The sequence below is a fragment of the Novosphingobium beihaiense genome, assembly GCF_022832375.1.
Lineage (GTDB): Bacteria > Pseudomonadota > Alphaproteobacteria > Sphingomonadales > Sphingomonadaceae > Novosphingobium > Novosphingobium beihaiensis.
The window spans coordinates 392,269-418,615 of the sequence record NZ_JALHLG010000003.1 but is presented as its reverse complement, the minus strand read 5'-3'; the positions used below and the strand labels follow the sequence as shown (position 1 = coordinate 418,615).

At 65.1% G+C, this 26,347-nt stretch carries 13 protein-coding genes; 4 read left to right on the top strand and 9 right to left on the bottom strand.

Annotated elements, in window-relative coordinates:
• Positions 1-343 precede the first annotated feature (343 nt).
• From MTR66_RS03110 to MTR66_RS03100, 3 genes are all read left to right on the top strand, one after another.
• Positions 344-3,415, top strand: a complete 3,072-nt coding sequence (locus MTR66_RS03110) for a TonB-dependent receptor domain-containing protein (RefSeq protein ID WP_243917800.1) — start codon at positions 344-346, stop codon at positions 3,413-3,415.
• Between the two features lie 145 nt (positions 3,416-3,560).
• A complete protein-coding gene (locus MTR66_RS03105) occupies positions 3,561-4,232 on the top strand; it encodes a response regulator transcription factor (protein WP_243917798.1) in 672 nt (223 codons plus the stop codon).
• 85 nt (positions 4,233-4,317) lie between these two features.
• Entirely contained in the window at positions 4,318-5,355 is a 1,038-nt protein-coding gene (locus tag MTR66_RS03100; RefSeq protein WP_243917795.1) for an AAA family ATPase, read from the top strand.
• Between the two features lie 12 nt (positions 5,356-5,367).
• Here the strand turns inward: MTR66_RS03100 and MTR66_RS03095 are convergent, their stop codons facing one another.
• Genes MTR66_RS03095 through MTR66_RS03070 form a run of 6 tightly spaced genes read right to left on the bottom strand, consistent with a single transcriptional unit; the run spans position 5,368 to position 18,900 of the window.
• Positions 5,368-6,777: a sensor histidine kinase gene (locus MTR66_RS03095; RefSeq protein ID WP_243917793.1), complete on the bottom strand. Its 1,410-nt coding sequence runs from the start codon at positions 6,775-6,777 to the stop codon at positions 5,368-5,370.
• Positions 6,778-6,784: 7 nt separating this feature from the next.
• Positions 6,785-12,349, bottom strand: coding sequence for a hypothetical protein (locus tag MTR66_RS03090; RefSeq protein WP_243917791.1), 5,565 nt, complete (start codon positions 12,347-12,349; stop codon positions 6,785-6,787).
• A gap of 8 nt (positions 12,350-12,357) precedes the next feature.
• Entirely contained in the window at positions 12,358-14,868 is a 2,511-nt protein-coding gene (locus MTR66_RS03085; protein WP_243917789.1) for a VWA domain-containing protein, read from the bottom strand.
• Positions 14,835-16,502, bottom strand: coding sequence for a hypothetical protein (locus MTR66_RS03080; protein ID WP_243917787.1), 1,668 nt, complete (start codon positions 16,500-16,502; stop codon positions 14,835-14,837). The genes MTR66_RS03085 and MTR66_RS03080 overlap by 34 nt, the downstream gene beginning before the upstream one ends.
• Positions 16,499-17,407: a DUF58 domain-containing protein gene (locus tag MTR66_RS03075; protein WP_243917786.1), complete on the bottom strand. Its 909-nt coding sequence runs from the start codon at positions 17,405-17,407 to the stop codon at positions 16,499-16,501. The genes MTR66_RS03080 and MTR66_RS03075 overlap by 4 nt, the downstream gene beginning before the upstream one ends.
• Positions 17,404-18,900 (bottom strand): hypothetical protein, encoded by a 1,497-nt coding sequence (locus tag MTR66_RS03070; RefSeq protein WP_243917785.1) that lies wholly within the window; start codon positions 18,898-18,900, stop codon positions 17,404-17,406. Before MTR66_RS03070 ends, MTR66_RS03075 begins: the two co-directional genes overlap by 4 nt.
• 172 nt (positions 18,901-19,072) lie before the next feature.
• Between MTR66_RS03070 and MTR66_RS03065 the strand changes: the two genes are divergently transcribed.
• On the top strand, positions 19,073-21,838 hold the full coding sequence (locus MTR66_RS03065; protein ID WP_243917784.1) for a M16 family metallopeptidase: 2,766 nt from the start codon (positions 19,073-19,075) through the stop codon (positions 21,836-21,838).
• 69 nt (positions 21,839-21,907) lie between these two features.
• On the opposite strand, the gene MTR66_RS03060 is transcribed toward MTR66_RS03065, so the two are convergent.
• Genes MTR66_RS03060 through MTR66_RS03050 form a run of 3 tightly spaced genes read right to left on the bottom strand, consistent with a single transcriptional unit; the run spans position 21,908 to position 26,315 of the window.
• On the bottom strand, positions 21,908-23,443 hold the full coding sequence (locus tag MTR66_RS03060; protein WP_243917783.1) for a PepSY-associated TM helix domain-containing protein: 1,536 nt from the start codon (positions 23,441-23,443) through the stop codon (positions 21,908-21,910).
• Entirely contained in the window at positions 23,440-24,009 is a 570-nt protein-coding gene (locus MTR66_RS03055) for a hypothetical protein (protein WP_243917782.1), read from the bottom strand. The genes MTR66_RS03060 and MTR66_RS03055 overlap by 4 nt, the downstream gene beginning before the upstream one ends.
• Positions 24,010-24,014: 5 nt before the next feature.
• Positions 24,015-26,315, bottom strand: coding sequence for a TonB-dependent receptor (locus MTR66_RS03050; RefSeq protein WP_243917781.1), 2,301 nt, complete (start codon positions 26,313-26,315; stop codon positions 24,015-24,017).
• Positions 26,316-26,347: the final 32 nt, after the last annotated feature.

Genomic DNA, 26,347 nt, shown 5'->3' with positions numbered 1-26,347 from the left:
AATAACACTCGAAAACCGGTTGTTCAAAGATACCCCCTTCGTGAACAGGAAAATGGACAGCAGGCGTTGGACGCTGCCTGGCCGTGATTGGCGTTTTCCTTGATTACGAAGCGGGGGCACGCTCGGTTACAACCGTGGCGATCCTGTGGTGCCGCGGCTGATTGAACGCGCAAGGTTGGTGCAAGCAATCGCTCATACCCCTTAGGCCACGCTGGCTGGATATAGAGCTTCGTATGCACAGGCCGCCTTGCGTCTGTGCAGATCAGAAGCCGCCCGGCAGGCCGCAGGACAAGCCGAGAAGGCAGGAACAAGAACGGAGCACGAGCAACTCAAGGGGGGTTTAATGCGTAGATTTTTGATCGGGGCGTCGGCAGTGGCGGTGGCTGCAAGCGGTCTCGTGGCGTTGCCGGCCGTGGCGCAGGATGCAGGGGGCGATCCGCAAGGCTACGCCGGGATTACGGCGCCGGGCGAGAACACTCCAGAAGAGGCTGAGGCCGTAGCGGACAAGCAGGATGAGAAGCCTGCGAAGATCAAATCGCGCAAGCGCAAGGCCGCTCCGCTGACTGATTCCGACATTCTGGTAACGGGCAGCCGTTTGAAGGGCGGCGATGAAACGTCGCGCACGCAAGTGATCACGCGCCAGGATATCGAAAAGCGCGGCGTTACCAGCGTTACGGAACTGTTGCGCACCTTGCCCGAAAACCTCGCCACGATCGGCGCCATTACCAACAACCGCCTGAACGGCCCGCTGCGAAACCCAGGCAGTCGCGGCAAGGGGGCTGTTTCCGAACTGGGCGTGCTGGGCGTTTCCGCCGCGAACCTGGGCGGCAGCGGGGCCGGTAACACGCTGATCCTGATCAACGGCCGCCGCATGGCCGGTGCCGCCGGTATCGAGGATGGCTTCGTAAACCTGAACGATATCCCGCTGGCCGCCGTGGACCGCGTTGAAATCGACACCAGCGGTTCCTCGGCCGTTTACGGTTCGGATGCCATCGGCGGTGTCATCAACTTCATTCTGAAGAAGAACTATGTCGGCACCACGCTGACCGGCGGATACAAAAAGTCCAATAACGGCGCCGATGTTCTGCGGCTGAGCGCGTATTCGGGCTATGCCTGGGGCACGGGCAGCCTTTCGGGCTCGGTGAGCTACCGCAAGAGCAAGCCGGTTGAGAATGCCAAGACGGGGTTCGTGACCCAGAATTATTCCGACTATTACAATGGCGATGTGACATATGATCGCCGCAACTTCAGCAATGGCGCGCAGCCTGGCCTGATCGACCAGACCGAATATGACTTCGATCCGGACACGTTCGAAACGATCGTCATTCCCAAGGCTTTGACGGTACGGCCCGGGGTCGTGGGCGTGCCGACGGCGGACGATTTCGTCACGGTTGGGCCGGATGCAAGGCGCGACTTCGTACCCAAATTTGGCGGTCCCGAAACGAATTCGTTAAGTGTGACAGCCAATTTCGAACAGAAGATTACCGACAAGCTGAAGTTTGTCGCTTCCGGTCTGTATACACGCAACAAGAATTATCAGGATACGCCTCCGCAGAGCGGCCTGAGTCTGCAGCTGGCGCCGGGGCAATATTACAACCCGTTCCCCGCTTACCAATTCGATCCGTACATGTATTCCCCGGCAACGCCGGTGTACTACTTCCCGGAATTCGAGATCGCATCCGGGGACGTGGAGTATGGGACCATTTCGAACCGCTCGGAGGCGTGGTCCGTCAATGCCTCGCTGGAATATGACTTCAACGAGAATACCACTCTGGAGCTTCTCTATTCCCGGTCCGGAACATCGTCGAAGGCGCGCTCCGATAACTTCTCCTCTCTGGTGTCTATCCGTGAGAGCGCCGATAATCCGGGAACTTACGAGTGTTCCAACTTTAGAATCGATAATCCGCAGTATTATCAGGGCGACGACTACGATAATTTCGTCAGTGTCTTCAACCGGCAGTGTGAGGCACTGACGAGCAGCAATCCCGACGTTGCCTTCAATCCCTGGAAATCCACCGGCGATGGCGGCGGGGTGAGCGCAGCCGCTTTCCTGTGGCAGGATAACCGGGAAATTCGCAGCAGTGATCGCGAGAACTACGAAGCCCGCTTGCGGGGAAATCTGTTCAACCTGCCGGGCGGGGCAATCCGCTACGCCGTTGGCGGTGAATGGAATACCGATGGTATTGGCAGCAAGGAAGTCCGCGACCTCAATCCCGGCACCAATTCCACGAACCGTTATGCTTTCTTTGGCGAATTGAGCCTGCCGCTGATCGGCAACGATTTCACGCTGCCCTTCATCCACAAGCTGACATTTAATGTTTCGGCGCGGCGGGACGTCTACAAGACGGAAGGCGCGGTCGCGACCGTGGATGACATCCCCGTCGATGATGGCGGCGTCCTGATTTACAGGAAAAATACATTCGGCCGCACGACTCCGTCTTTCGGCTTGCGCTGGGAACCGACATCGACGCTCATACTTCGTGGCCGTATCAGCCATGGTTTCAAGGCGCCGCCTTTCACACGCCTGTTCGATGTTAACGGCGGCAGGATATCGCCTTTTCAGATCGCCAACGATCCGTATTACGATTGCCGCGAGCAGAACGACTGCGACTTCGATTACGGCGACACGTACTACGGATATTATGCCGAGCGGATATTCGCCCCCAATCCGGACCTGAAGCCGCAGACGTCGGTTCAGAAAATGCTGAATGCGCTGTGGCAGCCACAGGGGGCGCTGCGCGGGCTAAGGCTTGAAGTCACGTACAATCATACCCGCATCAAAAACACCTATGCGAGTTCGAACGATCTTGCGCGCTATCTGTCCAATGAGGAGCAATACGCACGATCGGATTTCTATCCCCGTGACGAAAATGGCAAGATCATCGCATCGAACCTCAAAACCTTTAATATCGGGGCGTCGACATATTCGTCCATAACCTATAGTGCCAGCTATATCGTCAATACAAAGTTCGGGTCTTTTGAGCCGACGATTACGTACCTGAACAACCTGAAGAGCGAGAGCAAACCATTCGACAATGGCAGGGTTTACTCGACTCTGGGCCGCCTGCAGGGCATTGATCGCTACAACATCACCGGGCAGCTTAGCTGGTACTACAACGATTTGACGGTTACTCTTCTGGGGTATTACACGCCCAGTTATATCAATGACTATGAAGTGATCACGGCAGCGGGCGTTAATATAACGCCTGAAAATCTGAAGCCGGTCGGTTCCTATACGACGTTCGACCTTTCGGCTTCGTGGAGGGCTAGCAATTCGCTGAAATTCTCCTTCGCCGGGCGGAACATCTTCGACGCCAAGCCGCCTTTCGTGGTCGTCGGTGACGTTCCGTACGATACCGCGCGTTATGATGTGAAGGGGCGCACGCTCTATCTCGAAGCGCAGTTTTCTTTCTGAGCCCGCCAAGGGTCGCCGACTCCCGGACTGGTTTCCTGTGTCCCTGAAAACCGGTCCGGGAGTTGTTATCCTGCGGCGGCTCATGCGATGGTCGGTAACCGGGCAGGCAGGTCTTGCCCGGGGTGCCGAAGGGAGTTGACGCGTCATGCGCCTGTTGCTGGTCGAGGATGATGCCGATGTCGCGGAGACGCTGGTAGCGTTTCTGGAAAGGGACGGCTTCGTGGTCGATCTGGCGCCGACGCTGGAAATCGCCCAGGATGCCATTACCGATAACGCCTTCGATCTGATCGTGCTCGACCGGCTGCTGCCGGATGGCGATGGCGTGACTCTCATCACATATGCGGAGCGGCACAAACTGCCGCAGCGGTTCCTGCTGCTGACGGCGCTTTCCGATCTCGACGAGCGGCTGAAGGGGCTGGAACTGGGGGCGGACGATTATCTCGCCAAACCGTTCGAACCGCGCGAGCTGCTGGTGCGCATCCGCAACGTGCTGCGCCGGGAGATCAAGGTCACCAGCGAGATCCGCCAGTTCGGGCCGCTGTCCTTCGATGTGGCGGGCAGCGCCTTTTTTATCGACGGGGTTCCCCTGTCGCTGCGCCGGACCGAGGCGCTCGTGCTGGAGGCGCTGATGGCGCGGCCCGGCGTGCTGGTGCCGCGCGAGACGCTGGAATCGCGGGTCTATGGATATGACAAGTTCGTCAATGCCAACTCGCTGGAATCGCAGATTTCCCGGCTTCGCAAGAATCTGAGCGAGAAAACATCCCGCGTGAAGATCCAGGCCATCCGGGGGGTAGGATACCAGTTGGCCGAAGAATGATGACGGTCTTTCGCAAGCCGTGTAACGGCATGATTCGAAGGAAGAATGCAAGGCTCGTGCAAGGCAGGACCGGCACAAGGCAGGCATGAAGACAGGATTCCAGGATACTATCCAGATGAGCCGTGAAGCCGATATCGCGCGCGAAGGGGCCGCAGAATTCGTCGATGTCTTCACACGCGTCCGCGCGGAAGTGAGCCGGATGATCGTGGGCCAGGCCGGCGTTATCGACGGCGTGTTGACGGCGTTGATGGCGGGCGGGCACGTGCTTCTGGAAGGCGTGCCGGGGCTGGGCAAGACGATGCTGGTCAGCTCCCTGAGCCGCGCCGTTGCCGTTCCGTTTTCGCGCATACAGTTCACGCCGGATCTGATGCCCGCGGACATCATCGGCACCACCATCCTTTCGGAAACCGCAGGCGGCGGGCACGAACTAGTGTTTCAGGAAGGCCCGATCGTCTCCAATCTGGTGCTGGCGGACGAGATCAACCGCGCTACGCCCAAGACGCAGTCCGCCTTGCTGGAAGTGATGCAGGAACGGCAGGTCACGGTGGGGCGGCGCACGATCCGCATGCCCGAACCGTTCTGCGTGATGGCCACGCAGAACCCGGTCGATCAGGAAGGCACTTATCCGCTGCCCGAAGCGCAGCTTGACCGCTTCCTGTTCAAGCTGATCGTCGATTACCCGTCCGAGAAGGATTATCACACGATCATCGACCGTACGACGAGCGGTGAGCAGATCGCGATCGATCCCGTTACCGATGCGCAGACCTTGTGCCGTATGCGCGATTTCGTGCGGCAGGTGCCGGTGACGGAAGCGGCCAAGACATACGCGATCCGCCTTGTCATGGGCACGCAGCCGGGCAGCGACTATGCCTGTGACGCGATTGACCGCAACGTCTCGCTGGGCGCCTCTCCGCGAGGGGTTCAGGGGTTGATGCTGGCGGCCAAGGTGCAGGCGCTGCTCGACGGGCGCTTTGCCGTGAGCTGCGACGATATCGCCGCGATCGCGATGCCGGTGCTGCGTCACCGGCTTGTCGTCAATTTCCATGCACAGGCCAACGACATCACGGCGGACTGCCTGCTGGATGATGTTCTGGGCTTTGTGAAGCCGCCGCACGCGGTGTAACGCTCGCGGAAGTCAGGCGGCGGTGCCCGTCGCGAATTGCAGAATGAAGTAGGCGCCGCCAGCACCGTCTTCCGCATTTTCGGCGATCACCGTGCCGCCGTGGGCCTCCATCACCGACTTCACGATGGCAAGGCCCAGGCCGAAGCCGTTGCGGTTGGGCGGATAGCTGACGAACGGCTCGAACAGCGCCAGCTTGCGCTCTTCGGGAATGCCGGGTCCGAAATCGCGCACGATGATCGAGCGGTCGGAAGTGACGGTGACGATCACCTGGCTGTTGTCCGGCGTGAAGGAAACGGCGTTGTCGACCAGATTGGCAATGGCGGACTCGATCAGGTCGGCATTGCCCGGCAGCGAGACTTCGGGAACGGCGGCTTCGAAGCGCAGGGCAACATGGCGGGCAGCAGCGATGGGCTCGCGGTTCTTCAGCACCTTCTCGCATGCGGCGACCAGATCGACGGGTTTGCCCTGCGTTGCGGAATTCTGGCTGATGCTGACGAGGGCGAGGAGCTGGTTGACCAGATCCGTCATGCGCTTCACGTCGCGCACCAGTTCGTCCTTAGCCTTGCCGTCTTCCAGCATTTCCAGCCGGGTGCGCAGCACGGTGAGCGGCGTGCGCATTTCGTGGGCGGCGGCGGAGAGGAAGAACTTGCGCTTGGCCTGCGCCTCGTTGCGGCCCGCTACGAGGCTGTTCACCGCGCGCACGAGCGGAAGGATCTCCTGCGGCAATCCGGTTTCGGGAAGCGGCTGCTCGATGGCATCGTGGGGCAGCCCCTTGACCCTGTTCGCCACACGCCGGATCTTCATGATGTTCCATGACAGCACGGCGGCGAAGAGCAGGAAGCTGATACCGGCGATCAGCAGGAAGTTCTGGCTGTAGAGCCAGAGCTGATAGGCGCCGGTCCTGGATGCGGGCTGGAGCGGCAGCGGCCGGGTAATGCCGTAAAACTCGTAGTAGGCCAGCGTGCCGCAATAGGAATAGCTGATCCAGCCCCGGCCGCCGGGCGTTTCCACCGGCTTTTGGCTCTGGGCGCATAGGTCCGGATTGTTCATCGCGGCAATGTCATGGCTCAGCCGGTCGAATTTCATGGCCTTGTAGAACTTCGCAGCGGGTGCGTTTCCGGAAGTCTGGCCGCCTGCCAGCACATACCAGCGGAACTGCGGATTGCGGCGCAGGACGCTGCGGATGGTCTCGTTCCGGCTGAGCGGCGGGGCAGTGCCGGGATGCTCCTTTTCCTGAACCGCATAGCCGCCGATGACTTTCGCGACCTCGGCGATGGTCGGCTGCATCGGGTCCGTGGGCGCTGGTGGAGACGTGACGGCGATTTCACGCACTGCGTAGTTGTAGACGCCCCAGCCCACGAACAGCGCGGTGAGGATTGCCATCTGGCCGAACATCGACCGGTGGAGGGCGGTCAGTCTCATGCCTTTCCTATTGCACGTTCCCGCCTTGCAGGGGAGGGAGGATCAGGCGGTCCTTCGTATCGGCGCCGGGCAGAGGCGGGCCGCCCTGCTGGGCCGTCAGCGCATCGGCGATCCGGGTATATGTGCGCCTGGCCGCGTTCCGGTCCGGCCATTGCCCCAGCGCGGCGGAGATCCCTGCGAAGAGGGCGTTGCGCCGGTCCGCCGGTATGTATTGCGTGGTCGACTGCAAGCCCGATGCTTCCAGCAACAGCCCCGCGGTCTCGAAGGCGCCGCCGCGGGCATAGAGGCGGGCGAGCGCGACACGCTCTTCCGGCCCGAGCGCGGGCATGTCCCGCAGCCGCGCGGTCAGGCGTTGCAGCATGGCACGGTCAGGCACGAGGCCGGTGCGATTGGCAAGCGCCGTCAGGAGCCGCACAGCATGGGCGGAGGGAGAGGTGTCTTCCAGCGATGCGGTCAGGCGGGCCAGCCGGGGTGCGGCCTGCCCTTCGGCGGCCAGCAGGGCGGCGAGGAGCTGATAGAGCGGCCAGTTCTCGGTCCGCGCATCGGGCGCCATCACCGAAAGGAACTTGTCGAGTTCACCGGCGATCGCGGGCTGGCGCGCCATGCTGTCCAGCAACGATGGATCGCTGGAGGCGGTGGCCTGCACCAGCGCTTCGACAAGGGCGGGGCGGGAGGGCAGATCGCTCGGCCCCTGATCGATGCCTTCGGCGGTTGCACGCCATAGCCCGCGCAGCGCGGAGGCAGCCTCTTGCGGATTGCGCGCCAAGGCCCGGGTCAGCGGCGCGAGCAGGGCAGTGGCGCTGCCGTCTTGCGGGGCGTTGTCGCGCGCCATGCTCTGTTCGACTTGCGCTATGACAGGTGCCTGCGGTGTCTGCTCGCGCCAGCGGCCATAGAGCTGGGCGAAAAGCCCGCGCATATCCGGTTCCGGCGTCTGCCGGACGGAGCTGCTGCGATTGATCATCTCGGCCAGCCAGCCCGGATCGTTCACATCGATTCCGCTGCTGCTGGCCACGGCCTGGGCGGCCTGCGGCTGCCCTTGCAGCAGGTAGGCGATTTGAAGAACGGATGCCGCCTCCGCATCGTCGCTGTGCTGCGCGGCATAGGGGGCAAGGCGTTTGACGAGGCCTGCCAGATTGCCTTGCGTGAATTCGATCGAAAGCAGCCCGGACAGCCAGGCCGGGTTCTGCGTATCGGTGGAAAGCAGCTTTTCGTAGTAGCGCCGCAGGTCGTCCGGGCCGGGGGCCTGCGGCGTGTTGACCACAGCCAGCACATGTTCGCGGTAAAAGGCCTGCGCGGCCTCCTGGCTGGGAACGGGTGTCTTGAGGAAATCCTCCACCGAAGCGGCGGCTTCGTCGCTGAAATAGCGCCGGGTGATCCGGGCGGCATAGCTGGAGCCTGGATCGTTCGCGCGGGTGCGGGCCTGCAGGGCGGCGAGCAGCCGGTAGGCCTCGTCATGGCGGCCGGCGAACCAGGATTCCAGCAGCCGGGGCAGATCGCGCCCGTCGGGATAACGGTTCGCCACCATTCCGGCGGCGCGCAGCAGCAGGGGGCGGTTGGCCGGGAGGGCATCGAGCACCAGCAGCTTGGGCGCGATGCGGCTGGCCGTGCGGTTTTGCGGATCGCGGTCGAAATCGATCTCCCGCTCCAGTGCCGCAGCCAGCCGGGCTTGCTGCCCGGCATCGAGCGGCGCCCGCAAGAGGTCCGCCACCAGCGGCCCTTGCAGCACCGACTCCCCGCCCGTTTCCGCCATGCGGGCAACCAGCCGCTCATAGAGCGCCAGTTCCTGTTCGCGTGAAAGGCGCGAGGTGGCGGCTGCCGTCAGCTCATCCACGGTCATGCGTTCCTGCCCGAGCGTGCCCCACAGCGGCAGGCGGCCTCCACTGTGATCGGTGATCAGGCTCACCAGCCGGTCCCCGCTGATCAGCGGGTGGCCTGCGAGCGCCTCCAGCCGTTTGTAGCGCGATGGCGCAGCGCGGTAGAGGTCATAGAGCGCTTCGTCGTGGAAGGCCGTGCGGCCCAGCGGTTCGAGGATCAGGGTTTCGACCTGGCTGCGGTCGAGCCACCCGGCCGCTTCGTAAAGCAGGCCGAAGAGCAGCGGCGTCTCCGGTGCCGCCCCTTGTGCGAGGCGCGCGGGTCTGGAGGCGTTGCTGCGGCGGCCGGCTTCGGCTGCAATGGCTTGCTGCGCCAGAGCGGACACTGCCGCTGGATCACCGCTGGCCAGAACCAGCGCGAGTGACAAGGCGGCATTGCCCGTATCCTGGGCCTGCCGGTCCAGATCCTGCATCGGCCAGCGCGCATCGTCCGTTCCGGCTCCGGCTGTACCGGATCGCAGCCCCACCAGATCGCGGTACAGGGCGGCATTGCGAAGCGTGTCCGGATCATGCGGGAACAGCCGCGCCAGCCGGGCCTCCATCGGCGCGATCCAGCCAAAGGCGTTCCGGGCAGCGGCCACCCGGCGGTTGAGCCTGACGGCAAGGGCCAGGCGGGGATAGGCGGCAAGAGGCTGCCCGGCGGCGGGACCGGCGCTGGCGGCAGCTTCGGCAAAGAGTGTGGACAGCGCGTTCAGGTCCGCACGCTGCCCCGCGTCATCCTGTGGCCATGTCAGCAGGAAGCCTTCGGTCAGCGTTTCGAAATACTGGGTAACGTCCAGCGCGGTGTCGTTGCCGGTATCGCCGGTGAGCGGCTGGGTACGCACGAGCCGTTCAAGAGCATGCTGATACCAGTCATGCGCGCGCGGGGCGTCGCCCGTCTGCTCGCGCAGGATCGAGGTCTGGACGATGAGGGCAAGGCTGTTGCGGTCTCGCAGCAGGGCGCGGCTGTAATTGTCCAGCGCCTTGGCGGTGTAGCCCTGGCTGGCATAGGCCTGCCCCTTGATCTGGTCGATGTTCACCAGCCCGCCCATGTCGTCCATCATGGCGAAAGCGCGTTCCGCGCCGGGCACGTCGCCCTGGCCGAGCAGGGCGCGGCCGAGATCGGCATAGAGCTCAGGCGGGTATTCGCGGCCAAGCGCCAGCAGGCGGCGGCCATAGGCTACCTTGCGTGCGGCATCGCCTAGCACCGGCCCGGCGCTGCTGCCCGAAGGATCGCTGCCCGACGTCAGCGTTACCAGCTGGCGCAGGACAGTGGGCCGCTGGTCTCCGGCAACGGCGAGCAAGGCATCATAGGCCCGCAACTGCTGCGTGAAATTGCCTTCCTGCTGCGCCAGATCGGCCAACACGGTGTCCAGCCCGGCATCCTCGCCGTCGCGGGCGATCCGTTCCAGCACCTTGCGCCGCGCCCAGGCAAGGATCAGCCGTGGCGACTGGGTGCCGCCAGCGCCCTGCAGTCTGCCTGCATCCTGAGAAGCCACGTCGAGCAGGGTGTTGACCGCCGCGATGAAGCCGTCTTCGCCGGTCTGTGTTTCGATGGCGTATTGCAGCAGCGCGATGGCTTCCTGCTGGCGGTCCGCCTTGCCCAGCGTATCCGCCAGTTGCGCACGGGCATCGATGTCGTCCGGGGCCATGGCGGCCAGACGGCGGTATTGCGCGATCGCCCTATCGTCGAGGGAGGCCATGGCATAGACGCCTGCGGAAAACCGCGTGAGGTCTGTGCGGTCCATGCCCGCCACGGCATCGAGCCGGGCCAGCAGGTCTTGCAGATGCCGGGCCTGTTCTTCCGGCGTTTGCGTGGCCGGAGGATTGCGCACGGCATTGAGCGTGAGCTGGCGCAAGTAGACTTCGGCATGGGCGGGATCGTCGCGGACCAGATCCTGCAGCGTGCGTTCCAGCCCGGCGTCGTCCTGAAGGCGCAAGTACACCGTGGAAAGCTGCTTGAGCCTTGCGATGTCTCCCGTGCCGCTGTCGCGGGCAAAGCGTTCGACGGCGGAAACCGCCGCGGCGCGATCCCGCTGGTTCAGGCGGATCGCGACCAGCAGATCCAGATCGTCCCGCCCCATCGTGCCTGCGGCCAGCTTTGCATCCAGCCGCCCGGCCATGGCATCGAGCTGGCCGAGCTTGTCCGCGCTGGCGATGACCTGTTTTTCAAGATAGCCCTTGCGCGCGGGCAGATCGGTTGACCGGCGCAACTTCTGCCAGCGGGCCAGAGCATCCGCATCGTGGCCGGTTTCGGTGGCGAGGCGGGCGATGTGGACCAGCTGGTCATAGTCGAGCGCGGGACGGGCGCGTTCGAGGGCTTGCAGGATGGCATAGGACCGGCCGCGCTGCCCCAGCGCCTCATAGCTGTCGGCCAGATCGATACGGCGCGTGGAGGCCGGGGGCAGCTGCGTGTCCAGCCGGGCCAGCATGTCCAGCGCTTTTGCGTCCTCGCCCTGCGCACGATAAGTGTCGACAAGGAAAAAGCCGACGGAAACCGTGAAGGCGGGCTTGTCCTGCAAGGCGGTAATCGCGCGCAGGGCGGCATCGGAAAGCCCCATCGCCACCATGTCCCGCGCGGCGCCGGTCAGCACGGCGATATCCGTGCCCGGGCGGGAGAAAAGCGGCTTGTACACCGCTTCGGCCGCCTGCGTATTGCCTTGCCCCATATAGAGCAGCGCAAGCGCGGTGTACCATTTCGCCGTGGCAGGCTCAGCGGCGATCAGTCTGCGGTACTCGGCGATGAGCTGGTCCTTGCGTCCGGCAAGGTCCAGAATGCCGGGCAAGCGGCGGCGAAGCTGCGGATCGCGCGAGGCCGAGACTTTGGCGATGGCTTCGTCGAAGCGGCCTGTTTCCAGCAACAGGTCTACGCGCGCCTGCTCCAGCTGCGGGGAATCCTGCCGCGTGGCCAGATCGGCGGTAGCATCTGGCAGATCGCCTGCCTTGCGATAGGCTTCGGCCACCAGCGCAAGGGCGTAGCTGCGGTCTTCGGCCTTGTCTGCCTGCGCATAAGCGGACCAGGCATAAGTGCGGGCCGCACCGGTGCGGCCTGCCGCCATGGCCCAGTCGGCAAGGCGGATGTTATCGGCATAGCTGCGCGGCGCGGCGCTATCTTGCGATTGCAGATCGAGCGCTTCGCCGGTCCGGCCGAGCAGGGCCAGCACGGTGGCAAGGTTGTCCCGAGGTGCTTCCGGAGAGCGGGCATAGGAAGCCAGCGCATCCGGCGTGCGCATCGCCGCGATCAGTGCAAGGCGCAGGTTCAGCCCGTCGCGCTCTGGCTGTGTGCGGGCCAGCGGCAGGGCCTTGCGATACCAGGTGGCGGCGCCTGCCGTCTTGCCCTGCGCGTCGAGCAGGCGGGCTTTCAGCAGGCAGGCTTCGTATCGCGGATCGAGAGCGATGGCCCGGTCCGTATCGGCCATCGCGCCATTGGCATCGCCTGCCTGCCAGCGCACGGCTGCGCGCGTCAGCAGGAAGGCGGCGGCATTCTGCGGAGAGCCTGCAGCGGCGGCTTTGCCTTCCAGTCCGGCGTAGAGCGCTTCCAGCCCCTCTCCCAAAACCGCCTGACGGTACAGCGCGGAGGCTCGTTCCATCGTGTTGCCGGGCGTGGTGGCGGGCGTGGCGGCGTCCGCTGCAGCGGCAGGCAGGGGCAGCGCGGTGCTGAGTGCCGTGCCCAGAGAGAGACTTGCCGCGAAAGCCAGCTTGCGGGAGCGGAAAGGTTTCATCGGGGGCATTATGCCGCGCCCCGCCGTGTGGGCCAGCGGCGATAGGCCAGCTCGATCAGATAGAGGGCAAGGGCAAGCAGCAGAAGCGGGCTCCACAAGTTGAAAGCGGTCAGAGTTCCCTGTCCCTTGACGTCTGCCTTGTCCGCCTGCGCCATCAGGCTTTCAGCATTCTCGGCATGGACGCCGCCGGTAGCCCGGGAAAGGCTGGCCAGCGGCAGCGCTCCGGATACGGGCATGCGGGCGGCAGCGGAAACATCCGAGCGCGGGCGGTCCGCCGCGCGCGCCACGAGGTTGCCAAGGCGGGCTTCCACTTCGGCGGTACGGTCAGCCGGAAAAGCGATATCGGCCGTGAACAGGCCTGGCGCGCGCTCTTCCAGACCGCCGGGAAGCGGCTCAGCGGCTCCGGATTCATCAAGGATGCTGACTTGCGGTGTTTGTGCCGTTGCGGTTTCCGGCGCGGTACGCAGCGTGATCGCCAGCCTGCCGAAACGGCGCTGGAGGCTCAGCGCAAGGCCGCTCTGTTGATCTGCCGTGCGGGCCAGCACGCGGCCCAGCCATTGGCCGTAACCCTTCCATCCGCGCCAGCTTGCCGTGCCTTGTCCGGCCGGTTCGGTCATCAGTGCGGTGACGCGCCCGGCGCCATAGGGCCGGGTGGCCAGAACCGGATCGCCGTTCGGCGCGGTCAGCAGGGTTTGCGCTTCTGCCCGCTTCCCGGCAGCAGCATAGCCTGACAGCGGCGGCATCGCGGAGAGGCTCATGCCGCCCCACCAGCCGTTGCCGTCTGGCGCGGTCAGTGCAAAGCGCCCGTGTTTGTAGCCCGGGCTCGGCTTCACTTGCGGATCGTTGAAGCGCGGCTGCACGATGCTGGTCTCGTCCGTGACGGCATAGTAGCGGCCCTGGCCCCAGCGTGCCCATTCGGCCATCCGCTCTTCGCCTTCCGGGTTCTGCCCGACCAGGACGGTGGAGACGTTCACCCGGTCCTGTGCGATATGGCGCAGCAACTGCTCGTAGCGTGCTTCTTCCACCCCGGCGTCCGAGATGACGAGGATATGCTTGTAGCGGGCGTCGGCGTTCTTGAGGCCGAAATAGGCCTCCTGGATAGCGGGATAGAGCACCGAGCCGCCATTGGCCTGCATGCGCCCGATAGCGCGCTCGACTTCCGGGATATCCCGCGCGGGCTGCATCGGCACCGACCACTGGCGCGCGCCGTAGAATTCGACGACGCCCACGCTGTCCTGCCGGGTCAGGGTCTGCACGGTGAAACGGGCCACTTGCTTGGCAAGATCCAGCGCCTGCCCCTGCATCGATCCCGAGGTGTCGATCACGATGGCCAGCGCGACGCTGGGCTTTTCCAGTTTGTCTTCCTGCTTCAGCGTAACGGGCAGGGCTTCCGCCAGTGGAGAATGGGCATAGCCGCCGGGGCCGAAGGCATCCTCTCCGCCCGAATAGAACAGACCGGTGCGCCCTTGCGCGACCTGGCTGAGGAGATCGCGCTGCACGGGGGCGGGCAGGCGCGCGGCGGGCAGATCGTCGATCATGACCGCGCGGTAGGCCTCGAAGCCGAACGAGGCAGGCAGGCTGCCCGGTGTGTGCGCCTCGACAGCGAAGCCTTTGCCGAGCAGGGCCTGAAGCGCCGCTGCGCCGCCTTGCTGGCGCTGGCCAAGGTACAGGATCGAAAGCGGGTCCTGCACGGCCAGCGTTGTCTGCACGGAATCCGTGCCGGTGCCGCTTTCCAGCACGGCGCGCAGCGGGGTGAAACCGGCGGGGCCTGCCGTGAAGGGGACAGTGATCCGGGCGGTCCCGTCTGCGTCAAAGACGGGGGAGCGCGCGAGCAGCGTCTTTCCGCTGTAGAGCGCCAGCGAGAGCCCGCGCCCGTTCCCGTCCACATCGATAGTGGCCCGGGCCTGTGCACCGGCGCGCACAGGGGGAATGGTAAGACCGGCTATGAACGGCGCCCGTTCTGCCTGGGGCAGGCCAATCGTGTTCACGGCAATACCGCGAGAGACCAGCCCCTGTATCGCCTGTCCCCAGTGGCTATCGCGCGAGAGGCCATTGGTGATCAGCGTGAGCGCGGCGGAACGCCCCTGCGGGACGAGTGCCAGGGCCTGATCCAGCGTTTTCGAGAGCGAACCGGGATCGGCGGCCATGATGACCCTGCCACCGCTGGCGGGGACGGGCGTGCCGCCCAGTTGCAGAACCACCAGATCGCTGCCCGACGGCATCCCGGCGCGCAGCCGGGCAAGCATGGCGCGGGCCTGTTCGCGCGCATGGGGGGAAAGGCTGTCCCGCTGGTCCAGCACGGTGATCTGCAGGCGGCTGTGCGTTTCGCTCAGAACGCTGGGCTGCATGAGAGCAAGGATGAGGCAGGCGAAGATCGCAGTGCGCAGGATCTTGTGCACGACCGGCAGGCTGCGTCCGCGCTGGAGCCAGAGAAGCGGCAGCAGCAGCAGGAGCACACCCGCATAGGGGAAGAGCGCGGCAAAGCTCAAGGCATCTGCCCCCTGCGGTAGAGCCGCCATTCGAACGCCAGAAGCAGCCCGGCAGCCAGGCAGATCAGGAAGAAGGGCCAGTCTGCAGGCAGAGTGCCGGAAGGATGCGAGATCGGCTCTTCGGCCTTGTGCGCAGCTCCGAGCGTGGTGGCCCGGTCAAGCAGCGAGACCTGAACCGGCAGCGTGCCGATGCGCGCTTCGCCTGCCGCGGGCAGCACTGTTTCTCCGCCAGGCACCAGCGGGCGGAGGCCGGGCGCGGTTCCCTCGGGCACCGGAGCACCGGCTTTGGCGAAAGGCAGCCAGGGCTGGGGACCGGCCAGCCAGCGCAGGCTGCGCGAAACGAACAGCGGCATCGCGCTGGAATGCCGGAAATCCGGCTGGGCGATGATCTCGTTCCACACACTGACAGACCGGTGTTCCGCCGGTTTCAGGCCCAGCGTGACGCGGCGGTGCAGACTATCGGCGAGGGCGCCGGTATCGATGCCGGAAAGGCCGGTCGCGGCAAGCTGGGGAGCGGGATCGGCGGCACTGTCCTCACCCGGCCAGGCAAGCAGGAAGCTGTCCGATCCGGAGGCGGCATCGGTCAGGACAAGCTCGGGCAGGGCGGTGCCGGGCTTGTCCTGCGCGCGGCGGATCAGGACACGGGCTTTGCCGGGCGGTGCCGGATAGAGGGCCGGGTCTGCTTCGACGACACTGCGGATCCCGCGCGGAACGTCGGGTGCCAGGGCCACGCCGATCGGGCCGCGGCTGGGAAGGTGGATTGCGGCGCTGTCGTCCGCCGGAAAATCGTCGCCATGTTTAAGCGCGGCGCGGACCACCGATCCATCTGCGTCGAGGCCGCGCAGCAACAGGCGGTTATGCGAAAGCGGCTGCAGGTTCCGAGGGTGGAACGGTTTGCCCGCGCGAGTGAAGACGAGATCTGACGGGGGCACCGGGGATCCATCGGCCGCCAGCGTTTCCACCAGCAGGTCTGCCTTGGTCCAGTCGCCCGATGCCGCCGGTACAAGGCCCAGGTTCACGATACCGCGATTGTCCGGCACGGCCGGGGCGAGGTAGCCATAGGACACCATCACACCTTTGGGCGCAGATGCCGCCGCGTCGAGCGCGGAAGGGCCGCCATAATAGTGCAATACCGCGCCATCCGGAACGTGCGGAGCCCAGTTCGCGAAACCGGAAGGCCGCGCTTGCGCCGAAACGGTGCCGAGACGATGGGCCAGCAGCGCCACGTTCTCTCCGCGCGCCAGCAGCAGCGTTCCCTGCGCATCGCCAAGGCGGACCTCGCGGCGGCCGTCGGGGATGGCGGCAACGTCGGCCAGCAGCGCGGCGCGGGCGGCGGCAAAGCTGCCGCGTCCGGAAAGCACGGCGGAATTGTCCAGATAGAAGATGTGAAAGCCCGCTTCGCCGGTGCCGCCGAAGCGCGGCAGGCTCGCCCCCAGCCACAGCAGCAGCGCAATGGCCAGAGCCAGCAGGAAAGTCTGCCAGTAGCGGAACCGTTCGCGCAGGGACCGGGCCGGGGCTTCCCGCGCGGCTTGTGCCCAGAGCATCGCGGCGGGCAGGCGCACTGTTTTGTGCCGCACGCGCAGCTGCTGAAGCGCGAACAGTATCGCGGCAAGGACCGGCGCGCCGATGGCGAGCACCAGGGGAGACAGGCCTGCGAACGTCACAGTGTCAGCGCTCCGCCGGTGAAGTGCTGCGACAGGGCATCCAGCACGTCCTTGCCGGCATCGACCTGGATAAGGCCGGTGCCGCGCCCGCGTACGAAATCCACCAGCGTATCGTTGAACGTGCGGTAGGCGGAGCGGTAGCGTTCCAGCAATTGCGGGGTGATGGTCAGCTCGATGCGGCTGTCATTCTCTCCGTTCTCGATGGCAACATCGCCCCACAAGTCCGGATCGAGGCTGGGATCGGCATCGGCGGCGCGGGTGAGCTGGACCAGCAGCAGACGGTGCGGCAGGCGCCCCAGACTGCGCAGCACGGAATCCAGCCCGGCTTCGTCGAAAAAGTCGGAGACGACGACAACAAGGCCCTGGCGCAGTTTCATGGCCGCTAGTTTGGACGCGCTGTCTGCCAGTGCGGTGCCGCCCATCGCTTCCAGGCCGGAGAGCCGCCGGGCGATCTGTATCACGTTGTTCCGCCCGGAAATCCCGCGCGCCTCCATGGTCATGTTGTCGGAGAAGGGGAACAGGCTCACCGAATCGTGCTGCGACAGGGCAATGGCGCCCAGCGCCAGAGTGGCGCGCAAGGCGGCGTGGATGCGCGGCGGGTTTTCCAGAAACATCGACCGGGAAAGATCGAGCAGGAAATAGACCGGCATGTCCTGCCGTTCTTCGAACACTTTCACGAAGGCGCGCCCCAGCCGCCGGTAGATGTTCCAGTCGATCGCGCGCAGATCGTCGCCCGCGACATAGGGCTTGAAGTCGGCGAAATCGCTGCCTTGGCCCCGGGCGGACGTTCTCTGGTCCGCCAGCCGCCCGCCTTTCTGGGCTTGCGCGATGCGCAGCGTGAACGGTTCCAGACGGGCCAGAAACGCCGGATCGAACAGCTCTTCGAAACGCAGGCCCGGGTTCACTGGTGCGGCTCCTTCATGCCGGGCGCGCCCGGTGCGGGGAAATAGCCGCGCAGCAGGCGGCGTTCCTGCGCGGTTTGCGGATCGCCGGGCAGATGACCGCTATCGCCGCCGCCGTTGCTGCGGGCTCCGGCGGAAACCTGCGCGCTGGAAAGCGTGCGCGGCGGCGCCTGCCGGGTCATGCTTTCGACCGGGCCGGGATTGGCGGTGCCGGTCAGGCGGTCTTCCATCGGTACGGCCAGCAGCAGCCCGGACAGCCCGCGAGAGCGCTTGAGCCCGCTTTCGTTGCCGCCCGGCGGGCCGTTCTGTCCCTGTCCTTGCCCCCGGCCGGGCTGGGATTGCTGACCGTCTCCCGGCTGGCCCGGCCCGCGCTGCTGGGACTGGTTCTGCCCGCCCGGCTTGTCTCCTCCGGCCTTGCGCGCGGCCGATGCGCCGGTGCCAAGGGGAGGAATACCGGGAGAACCGGACGATGCGGTGCGTTCGGTCCGGCGGCCGTCACCGGTGGAGGGTTCGTCTCCCGGCGCTGCATTGGCGCTGGCGATCGTGCTTGCCTTCGCATTGCGGGAGGCGGGCGTGCTGGCGTTGCGGCTTCCGGCCTGAGGCGTTCGCATGGCGCCATCGGAGGCTTCGCCTGCGGATTTTTCCGAAGCGGCGGAACTGTCAACAGCCCGGTTGCCTCCTGCCGCCCCGCTCCGGTCGTTTGCAGTGCTTGCTGCCATTGCATCACCGGAGGATGCGGCAGGGGCATTCGCACCGGCCGCCTGAGCCGTGCCGGACGAGCCCGGAGTGGCGCTTTGCGGGGCTGTCGTGCCGTTCCCCTGCTGCTCCGGTTGCGCGCTGCTGCCGTTCGCACCGGCTTGCAGGCTGCTTTCCCCGCTGCCTGTTGCGGCTCCGGCGTTGGCCGGACGGCTGCCGGTGCTGAGGGGATTGGGCACCAGCCCTTGACCGATGCCAATCGCCAGCAGGCCAAGGATAAGCGCGGCGAGGGCGAACGGCCATTGCCTACGCAGCGTGGCTGCCGCCGTCAGTTCGGGCGCGGGCGGCGGAAGGGCTTCATCCCGGGCGCGATCGAGCCAGGGCAGGGCTTCGTCCAGAGCCGCTTCATAAAGGCCCCCGCGCTGTTCGATCCGCAGGAACTCGTCGGCCATGGCGGCCCGGCCTTTAAGGTGGAGGTTCTCGTCGAACAGGGAGAGCGCTTCGGAGCGCATGATCCTGCTGCCGGACCGCAAATGCGCATAGCGCCCGGCGAGAACCAGTACCGGCACGCCCAGCATCGTCAGGATCAGCCATGCCGGTGGCGGAGACCACCCGGCCAGGGGCGGCAGCAGAGCGGCGAGTAGCAGGGCGGCTAGAGAGGCAAGGGCCGCCGCGGGCAGGCCCCATGACAGGGCCCGCGCAAAATCCGCCTGCCGTCCGCGAGAGGACAGCACGCCGCGCCCGCTTTCCTCAAGCAGGTCCAAGTCTTGCCGCAACCGCAGATCGCTGTCCTGGATCATGCCCTTCGAAGTTTCAAAATCTCGTGTGAAGAGAGATCCCTATGCCGGGAAACTTGCACCAGCCTTACGGGCCTGGAAGCGTCTGGCAACCTTTGAAAACGCGGGGGAGGGCAAGGCTGGTGCAAGGTTGGCGTGCAAGCTGAACCCCGCTTTGCAGAACAGGTATCTCTACGTGATCAGGAAGAATGCGCTCATTTCGGGCTTGCTGGCCGCCACCATGCTCCCGCTGCCCACCCATGCTGCTGCCGCGACGGCCAAACCGGCGGCGCAGTCCCGCGTTACGGACGGCACAGTCAAGCTGGACTACGGGCAGTTCACGCTTCCCAACGGGCTGACGGTGCTGGTCCATACCGATCACACGGTCCCATCCGTGTTCGTGGGTGTGTGGTATCGCACGGGTTCCAAGGATGAGCCGAAGGGGCGCACGGGCTTTGCGCACTTGTTCGAACACCTGATGTTCCAGCCCACCGCAAACCGGAAGGGCGAATACTTCGATCTGCTCACGCGGGCCGGCGCCACGGGCATGAACGGCACCACGACGATGGACTGGACGAACTATTTCGAAACCGTGCCGAGCAATGCGCTCGACCTTGCGCTGTGGATGGAATCGGACCGGATGGGCCACTTGATGGGCGGCATCACGCAGGCGGTGCTCGATGAACAGCGCCGCGTGGTCAAGAACGAGAAGCGCCAGCACGAACTGCAGCCCGGCGGGCGCGGGCACGAGCGCTATCTTGAGAACTATTTTCCCGCAGGCCATCCCTACCGCCACACCACCATCGGTTCGATGAAGGATATCGACGGGGCGTCGCTTGCAGACGTGCGCCAGTGGTATGCGGATTACTACGGAGCATCCAATGCCGTGCTGGTGCTTGTCGGGGATGTCGATCTGGAAGAGGCAAAGCAAAAGACTGCGCATTATTTCAGCGATGTTCCGGCAGGAAAGCCGGTCGATCATCTCGATGAATGGGTGCCCTCGTTCAACACGATCAAGCGCGACAAGACCTATGACAATGTCAGCGCGATCTCGGTCACGCGAAGCTGGCCGCTTTCCAACGACGATCCCTATCGCAACACGCTGCTGCAACTGGCTGCCCGCACGCTGACCGGTTCCAAGCAGGCCTGGCTGAACAAGCGTCTGGTGGACGGCCGCCAGATCCTTAGCGGTATTGCCGCGAACGTTTCGGAAAACAGCCTCGCCAGTTCGTTCGACTTGTCTTACGGCCTGCGCCCCGGTGTTACGCCCGAGCAGGCGGGCAAGGCGGTGGACGAGGCTCTGGCGGCCTATTTCGCGCAAGGGCCTGCGAAGGAAGATCTCGATACGGTGGTGGCATCGACGGACGTCACCCTGGTGCGTTCGCTGGAAAGCAACGCGCAGATTGGCAATTTCCTGATCGGCAGCTATCTCGGTCATGGCGATCCGCTCTATTTCCTCAAGCAGCGGGACTGGATCGCGGACGCCACCCCCGCGCAAGTAAAGGCGGTTGCGGAAAAGGCGCTGTCGCACCCCTATTTCGAGGCGCAGGTTCTGCCCTCGCCGGTGGGTGCCGCACCGGCAGCCGCCACGGTCGATCGCAGCGCGCCGCCCCAGCCCGGCGAGGCTTCGCACGAAGTCTACATGCCGCCGATTTCACAGACCACGCTGGCCAACGGCATGAAGCTGGTGGTGGCGGAACGGCACAACCTGCCGGTGGTCGATTTCAGCATGGTGTTCGAAACCGGCTCGCTGGCCGAAGGGCCCTATGCGCAAGGGGCTGCGAAGCAGGCGTTCAACCTGCTGTCGCTGGGCTCGAAGAAGTACGATGCAGCGGCCATCAGCCGCGAGACCGGCCGCATCGGCATGACGATCGGCAGCAGTACAAGCAAAAGCCAGAGCAGCTTCAGCTGGAGCGCGATCGACAAGCATCTGGACAGGTCCTTTGCAATCGCATCGGAAATCCTGCGCAATCCGGTCTATCCGCAAAGCGGCATCGATCCGCTTCTGGCCAATGTCGATACGCAGTTCGATTCCTATGAACGCAACCCGATCAATGCGGCGGGGCCGGTGTACAACCGCGCCATGTGGGGTGAGGATCATCCCAATGGCCGCATTCTCACGCGCGAAGAGGCCCGGGCGTTCTCGCGCGATGCGATCGTGCGGTTTCACGATCATGAAATCGGGCCGAACGATGCCACGCTCTACATGGTTGGTGATATCACGCTGGAGCGCGCGCGGGCTCTCGCCGAGAAGTATTTCGGGAACTGGCGCAAGGTATCTCCGGTGGGGCTGGACAGCGTGCCTGCGCCGATGCCGAAACCGGGCCGGGTCATCCTTGTCGATGCGCCGGGCGCACCGCAGAGCAGTATCTCGGCCGGTGAATTCGTGGGGCCTTTCGATGAGAACCGCGCCCCGGCCGAAGTGCTGGCAGGCATGGTGCTGGGCGGCGCGTTCGACAGCCGCCTGAACATGAACCTGCGGGAAGACAAGGGCTGGGCCTACGGCTTCGGCAGCGGCATCGCCAATGCGCCCAAGGGGCCGCGTCTGTTTACGGCCAGCGGCACGGTTGAGGCGGACAAGACCGCGCTCAGCATGGCCGAGATTCGCAAGGAAATTGCTGGTTTCGCCACCACCAGCCCGGCCACGCAGCCGGAAATCGACGCCAATCGCGATGCCATGATCAAGACGATCCCGCTATCGCTGGGCAATGGCGGCGCCGTGCTTTCCACGATGATCGGCGAGGCGGCCTACGGGCAGCCTTTCGACCGTATCGAGGGTAAGGCGGCCCGTCTGGAAGCGGTGACGCTGGACGATGTGCGCGCCGCAGCCCGGGCGGACTACCGCCCGGATCAGTTGACCTGGGTGGTCGTCGGGGATCTGAAAGTCATTGAGAAGGACATCCGCGCACTGGGGCTGGGGCCCGTGGAGGTGTGGGACGTTTACGGCAACCGGGTGCGGTAACGGGCCGAATACCCGGGCCCCATCATGCGGCCTTCCGCAAAGGGGCGCCGGGAATTCGGCCTGTCAAAGTCAGCGGTTGCCGCCGCCGGTGCTGGCCGCTTTCAGGGGCTGTTCTTTTGGGGCTCCTTGCGGGAAGGCTTTGAAGAGCGTTGCCGCAAGGGCGAGGCCCGCCAGGCCGATGGTCAGATCGGCAATCGCGGCGACAGGGTCTGTCACGCCCGATAGCCCGCCGTGGATCAAGGCCGAAGCCAGCATCGTCAGGCCGGTCGCGACCCGGCCGGTGAGGGCAAGCCGTGCCGGTGCAAGCGAGGTTGCTGCGGCCAGCATGGCAAGGCTGACGCCTGCCCACAGCCCCAGCGGCAAGGCCGCCATGCCGGGCGCCGCCAAGGCTCCAAGCGCGGCCATGGCCAGAGCTGCCGGCTGTCCCCAGACGATGGCTGTCCATACCCGTTCCCATACGGGCGCGGGGCGGCCTTTGTCCCGCCGCCGGGCCAGCCAGATGTACACGCCGCCCACCGCCAGATAGGTGAGGCCAAGGCCCAGCAGGCCATAGGCGATCTTCACAATGGCGCCGCCGTACCAGCCGAAGTGCAGGGGGGCGAGGGCGCCCAGTATCTGTTCGCCCAGGTTGGTCTTTGCAGCGGGCTTTTCATAGTAGAGCCTGTTCGCCCGGTCGAAGGCATAGACATCGACATTGGTCAGCAGTTCGGGAGCCGTCTCGACATCGAAACGCGCCCCGCCGCCGCGCTCGGTGGGATGTTCGATCCGGATGAAGCCGACATGGCCTTGCGGGCTGCGGCGCGCCACTTCGGCGAACATTGGGCGCAGGTCCAGCGGCGGGGCGGCGCGTGCGTCTTCCACCGGTTCGGGCACGACGAACAGGTCATAGACTTTCTGCGTGTCGCCCTGGAACACCGCGAGGCCCAAGGCCGCGACGATAATCGTGGACAGGCCCAGAACGGCGCCTGTCAGCGAAATCAGGAAGTGAAAGGGCAGGCCCCACACGCTGATGCGGTTGTGGATGTCCGCTTCCTGCAGGCGGCGCGATCCGCCCAGCCGCAGGTGGAAGGCATCGCGGAAGACGCGCGGGTGGGCCAGAATGCCGGAAATCAGCAGCGACAGCATTGCCACGCCGGCCAGTCCGACCAGCACCCGGCCCCATACGCGTGGCAATTGCAGGTTGATGTGCAGGCGTGTGAGGAATTCGGTCCAGCCCTGATGGGCTTCTCCGGCCAGATGGCCGTCGGCATCGGCGTACCATTCCCGGTCTTTTCCAGCGGCGTCGGTCGTGATCCGCAGCATCGGCTCGCTGCTGTTGGGCATGTGGATGAATGCATGCTCGACCCCGGGGCCTGCCTGGTCGAGTGCGGCCGTGAACGCCTGCTGGACAGCGTCGGGCGAAACCTGCTCCATCCTTGGCGCGCCCGGATTTTCCCAGCGCCGGAATTCATCGACGAAGACCGAAAGGGTGCCGGTCAGGCAGATGAGATAGAACACTGCGGCAAAGGCGAGGCCGAGCGCGCCATGCCCGTTCAGCACGGCGCGCACGAAAGCGGGGGAGGGCGCCCAGCTGCGCTGCGGTGTCTTGCCGGATGTCTTGCTCATGCGAAACCCTTCAGCATGGAGAGGCCAAAGCCGATGACGGCCGTGCCGGTAAGGACGGCCGTGGCGCGCACGATGCGGTTGTCCGCCAGTGTCCAGGCCATGGCGCCGCCCCATACCACCGGCACGATCAGCGCGCCGATCAGCAGGCGGGTCTGATCCGCGCCGGGCGCCCAGACGGTGTAGGAAATGCCCACGGCCATGGCGGCGACCATGCCGATCGGCCCTGCCAGCAGCCAGCGCAGCGTGGTGCGCCATTTGGTGGTCAGACGCTCGGCCGGTTCCGGGGCCAGGGACTCGCGCCCCGCGCGCTGCGCCTTGGCCGGGCGCCGTTTATAGCCGCTGGAAACGACGGCCCAGGCTGCGAGCGATATCAGCGTGATCGCAATGAAGGGGCCGCGCACCGGCCCCAGCGGCCAGGCGGGCCAGATCACCGTGAACGCCAGCAAGGCAAGGCCGCCCATTCGCCAGGGCGTCTTGCCCGCCTTGCTCTGCCAGGCCCGGCGCAGCATGCCCGTTCCGGCAGCCGCGCCCGCCAGAATGGCTGCCGCAACTGCGAGGAAGGACATGCCGCTCAAAGGTGGGCCTCCAGCACCACGCCGATCCGGCGCGGCGCGCCGACGATGCCCTGCGGAGGCAGGCGGTTGGTGGTGTAGGGGCTGATATATTGGAGGTATTTTTCCTTGAACAGGTTGTTCGCGAAGACCGATACGCTCCAGGGCCCGGCGTCATAGCCGATACGGGCGTTGACCAGCGTGCGCGCCTTTACCCGGCTGTCTTCCTGCGGTTTCAGAACACTGCCGAACACCGCGCTGCGGTAATTGGCATTGACGTTGGCATTGAACCCGTGGCCGAGCCGCAGATTGGCCCCGCCCGAGAGGGACCAGCGCGGCGCATAGGGAAATTGCAGGCCCGACAGATCGGTGATGGTTCCGGTGTCGCTCCCGTCGGCGAGGCCGCCCAGCGCGATATCGGTATTGAACGTGTCGAACTTGGTACGGGTGTAGCCGGCACTGGCGTACCAGTCGAAAGTACGGGACAGCTTGTGCGCCAGCTCCAGTTCGAAACCGTAGAGGTGCGACTTGCCCGCGTTAACCGTATGCGAATCGTATGTCCCGTTGCCGAAATTGGCGTTCACCTGCTGGTCGCTCCAGTCGATGTAGAAGACATTGGCATTGGCGGTCAGCGTGCCGTCCAGCCAGGCCGAGCGCACGGAGAACTCGTAGTTCCAGGTATATTCCGGATCGTAGGCGAAGAGCAGCGAGCGCGCGGTGTTGAAGCTGCTGCCGCCCGAGCGGTAGCCGCGTTGGACCACGAAGGCGGTGGAAAGGTCGGGCGTCCAGGCCATTTCCACGCCTGCCTTGGGCAGGAAGGCATTGAACGTGCGCGTGCCCGGTGCGGCGCCGCCCGAGGCATCGTCGACAAGGCCGAGGATGGCGGCGTTGATACCGGTCACGGCAGGCGCGAGCTGGCCATAGCTCGCGGGATCGGGCAGCGTACCAGCTAGCGTTGCCAGTGCGAAACCGCCGTTGGTATTGCGCTCCCGGTCGTAACGGAAGCCGCCGATCAGCGAGAAGCGGTCGGTCAGCCGGTAACGGCCGTCCGCGAAGATCGCCATGGTCTGGGTGCGGGTGGGGAAATCGGCGGTATAGTCCACCGGGAAGCTCGGCAGTTCAGCCGTATAGGCGGCGGCAAGCTGCGCGGCGAGGTCCTGGCCGAGAGAATCCGCCAGCAGCCGTTCGATCGTCGCTCCCGGTGTCTCGATCAGCGTGACCTGATGCGATTTGCGCTCGGTATCCCGGTGATAATAGAACAGGCCGACAAGCCCGCTCAACCGGTCGCCTTCATAGTTCAGGCGCAGTTCCTGCGTGTAGGTCTCATCGCCGCCCTTGATGTCGCTGAAGGCGCGGTTTTCTGCGGTGAAATCGCCGTCGTAGTGGCGGATGTAGCTGGTGTTCGTATACGTGCTCAGCGCGTTGAGCGAGAAACCGCCGCCCAGCTGGTAACGCAGATCCAGCGTCGCCTGATCGGCATCGTTGTCGGTATCGCTGGGATAGTTCGAAAAGTTCAGGCGGTGATCGTAGTAATCGTCCACCGACAGATCGATGTAGGGATAGATGTAGCCGGTCTTGCCTTCGAAGTGATGGTAATTGAGGCGCGCTTCGAAGTCCGGCAGGAAGGACGGCGTCCACAGCAGCTTGGCGCGGGCGGAGATCGAGTCCAGCGGATTGGCATGTTTCTGGCGCGTCGGGTTGTAGACGTAGCCGTCCGAATCCCGCTTTTCGGCGGACACGCGAAAGGCCAGCTCGCCCGGCACGATGGGGCCGCCGCCCGCCACGGCGAACTGGCGCGTATCGAACGAGGAGAGGATGGCCCGTCCCTTCAGCTGCCAGTCGAACGTCGGGTCTTGCGTGCGGATGTGGATGGCCCCGGCGAGGGCATTGAGGCCCTGGATGGTCGATTGCGGTCCGCGGAAAACCTCGACTTGCGTAACGTCCCAGACGTCGGTCGGGCCGTTGGAGAGCAATTCCTGCGGGACCGGTGCACCGTCCACGAACACGGTGGCCGTGGCGCCGTTGCCGCCGCCCGACACGCCGCGCTGGTCGATACCGCGGATCGAGAAACCCGAAGCGCCATATGTCGCGGAGACATTGGCGGTGCGCTGGAAGACATCCTCAAGTGTCTGGATGTTTTCCTGCTCGATCCGCACGCCTGTCGTCACGCTGACCGAGGTGTTGGTTTCCTGCAGCGTGCGCGCGGTTTTCTCCCCGGTGACGATGATCTCGTCCCCTTTCGTTTCTGCCGGTTGCTGTGCCAGCGCCGGGGAAACCCCGCAAACCCAAGCCGCCGATACCCAAAGCCAAGCGTAACGCATTCAATACCCCTTTGATTTCGACCGGGGCTCTA

Bases quoted from the DNA above. Each gene is read 5' to 3' on its own strand.
- MTR66_RS03095 (WP_243917793.1), bottom strand. From the start codon at position 6,777: ATGAGACTGACCGCCCTCCACCGGTCGATGTTCGGCCAGATGGCAATC.
- MTR66_RS03100 (WP_243917795.1), top strand. From the start codon at position 4,318: ATGAAGACAGGATTCCAGGATACTATCCAGATGAGCCGTGAAGCCGAT.
- MTR66_RS03050 (WP_243917781.1), bottom strand. From the start codon at position 26,315: ATGCGTTACGCTTGGCTTTGGGTATCGGCGGCTTGGGTTTGCGGGGTT.
- MTR66_RS03060 (WP_243917783.1), bottom strand. From the start codon at position 23,443: ATGAGCAAGACATCCGGCAAGACACCGCAGCGCAGCTGGGCGCCCTCC.
- MTR66_RS03070 (WP_243917785.1), bottom strand. From the start codon at position 18,900: ATGATCCAGGACAGCGATCTGCGGTTGCGGCAAGACTTGGACCTGCTT.
- MTR66_RS03090 (WP_243917791.1), bottom strand. From the start codon at position 12,349: ATGAAACCTTTCCGCTCCCGCAAGCTGGCTTTCGCGGCAAGTCTCTCT.
- MTR66_RS03105 (WP_243917798.1), top strand. From the start codon at position 3,561: ATGCGCCTGTTGCTGGTCGAGGATGATGCCGATGTCGCGGAGACGCTG.
- MTR66_RS03110 (WP_243917800.1), top strand. From the start codon at position 344: ATGCGTAGATTTTTGATCGGGGCGTCGGCAGTGGCGGTGGCTGCAAGC.
- MTR66_RS03085 (WP_243917789.1), bottom strand. From the start codon at position 14,868: ATGGCGGCTCTACCGCAGGGGGCAGATGCCTTGAGCTTTGCCGCGCTC.
- MTR66_RS03055 (WP_243917782.1), bottom strand. From the start codon at position 24,009: ATGTCCTTCCTCGCAGTTGCGGCAGCCATTCTGGCGGGCGCGGCTGCC.